The sequence below is a fragment of the Micromonospora sp. M51 genome (assembly GCF_018070305.1).
GTDB classification, from domain to species: domain Bacteria; phylum Actinomycetota; class Actinomycetes; order Mycobacteriales; family Micromonosporaceae; genus Micromonospora; species Micromonospora parva.
On the sequence record NZ_JAGPXZ010000911.1, the window covers coordinates 1 to 2187 of the forward strand.

General features: G+C 75.4%; 3 protein-coding genes. All 3 read right to left on the bottom strand.

The window, feature by feature from the left end; genetic code table 11:
• Positions 1-93: 93 nt before the first annotated feature.
• Positions 94-810 (bottom strand): urease accessory protein UreD, encoded by a 717-nt coding sequence (locus tag KBX53_RS30600; protein ID WP_210863191.1) that lies wholly within the window; start codon positions 808-810, stop codon positions 94-96.
• Positions 810-1562, bottom strand: a complete 753-nt coding sequence (gene ureG, locus KBX53_RS30605; protein WP_309140895.1) for an urease accessory protein UreG — start codon at positions 1560-1562, stop codon at positions 810-812. The genes KBX53_RS30600 and ureG overlap by 1 nt, the downstream gene beginning before the upstream one ends.
• 19 nt (positions 1563-1581) lie before the next feature.
• A partial coding sequence (locus KBX53_RS30610; RefSeq protein ID WP_210863195.1) for an urease accessory protein UreF occupies positions 1582-2187 on the bottom strand: 606 nt, incomplete at its 5' end.

Below are 2187 nucleotides of genomic sequence, written 5' to 3' on the forward strand. Positions count from 1 at the left end.
TCTGTGAGTCATCGTGATGACTCACAGACATCACGCTCTCCGCAGTGTCCGCTTCCGAAACGGCCGGGGCGCCAGGCGGACCGACAGGGCTTCCTAGCCAGTGAGCTGGGCGCGCAGGGTGTGCGCGTCGGGGGCGGTGGCGGTCCAGAGCGTCGCCGGTCCGCCGGCCAACGGCAGCCGGACGACACCGCCCTCGACCGTCGGCGGGTCGACGGGTCGCGACGGGTCGACCACCAGCAGCGACCCGGTGGCCGGGGCGCCGCCGAGCACCGCCGGGCCGGCCCAGCCCGGCGCGTGCGGTCCCACCGCGAGAGACTGGCGCAGCAGTGGTCGACCCGCGTAGTCCACGTGGGTGTGCACCACGGCGCCGCCGGGCGTCTCGCCGTACCGGCCGCAGATCAGCTCGTCGCGCCAGCGCAGGCTCGCACCGGCTGCCAGCTCGACTCGGGACTCGGCGAGATGCGCGCAGCCGGCCGCCGCGACCAGCTGTTCCGGAAGCCAGTGCAGCGTGGCACCGGCGTGTACCACCGCCCGCACCGCCATCCGGGACACGGCACCCGAGCGGCCCGGCAGGGCGATGGACGCGGCGACGCTGTGCACCCGGACCGCCGCTCCCGGGCCCACCTCGATCTCCAGGCGCAGATCGTCGCCCGCGAGCGGTCCGGCCGCCCCGCCGACGAGGTGCACAGTGGCGACACCACCGTCGGTCGGGGTCTGGCGCAGCAGCAACGGCGTTTCGCCGCGCAGCTCGACCACTGCTGTGCCGCCCCGATCGTCGGCCCGGGCGACGAGTCGGGCGAGTGCTCGCATCAGGCCGGGCCGACCGGCGCGGTGAGCGGGTGCAGGTCGGCGTGGTGGGCCAGCTCGTGCCGGATCCACTCCGCGACCGCTGACGCCGTGGGATCTCCCACGATGGACAGGAAGAGGGTCGGGAGGTCGCCGCGCCGGGCCCGCGCGTCACGGTCCATCACCGCGAGGTCGGCACCCACCAGCGGCGCCAGGTCGGTCTTGTTGATCACGAGGAGGTCGGCGGCGGTGACCCCCGGCCCACCCTTGCGGGGCACCTTGTCCCCGCCCGCCACGTCGACCACGAAGATCTGCCGGTCGACGAGACCCCGACTGAAGGTCGCCGTCAGGTTGTCCCCACCGCTCTCCACGAGGACCAGGTCCACCGGGCCGACCGACTCGGCCAGTTCGTCGACGGCGTCCAGGTTGGCGCCGATGGCGTCGCGGATCGCCGTGTGCGGGCAGCAGCCGGTCTCCACCGCCCGGATCCGGGCGGGGTCCCGCACCCCGGCCCGCCGGAGGAAGTCGGCGTCCACGGTCGTGTAGATGTCGTTTGTCACCACGCCGAGCCGCAACTCGTCGGCGAAGGCCCGGCAGAGGGCGGCCACCAGGGCCGTCTTGCCGGAACCGACCGGGCCGCCGATGCCGACCCGCAGGGCACGGCCGGCGCGCGCCAACGGCGGGTGGGGGTCCACCCCCGGCTCCGGGTGGGTGTGCGGAACGGTCTCGTCGTGGGGTGGGGCGGCCGGCGGCGTGGTCGGGTCGACGGCGGGCACAGCGCTCGGCACAACGGTGTCAGGACGCAAAGAGACGCACCTCCCAGGTGGCATGGATTTCGGCATGGATGTCGGCGAGTGGAGCGGCGGCGGCCGGCAGCCGCTCCGGTGGGCCGTCGGCGGCCCGTGCCGCGTCGGCAGCGGTGCCGTCGCAGGCGTCGGCCAGACCGACCAGCAGGGCCTGGACCCGGTACGGGTCGAGGCCGAGCAGACGTACGCCGGCACTGGCCGCCCCGGTGACCGTCCCGTACGCGGCGATCGTGGCGGTCTCGACGCGGGACAGCCCGGCCGCGGCGCAGAGCAGACCCAGCACCAGCGGTTGGTGTGCGCCACCGGGCGTCGCGGGCAGGTCCGCGAACGGGGCGTCCGGCCAGATGGCCCGGCCGGCCCGCAGCAGAGCCCGGCCCTGTCGGCGCGAGACCGCCCGCAGCGCCGGTGCTGCGGTACGCGCGTCCAGCTCCGCGTCGAGCCGGGCCAGCGCCTGCGACCTGACAGCAGGATCAGCCAGCACACCCGACTGGGCGGGGTGCGCCGAGCCGACGGTCTCGGGCACCGCCGTCCGGTGCGCGGCCGCCGCGAACGCCGCGCCGACCAGACCGGCGGTGGCCAACCGACCGGCCAGGAA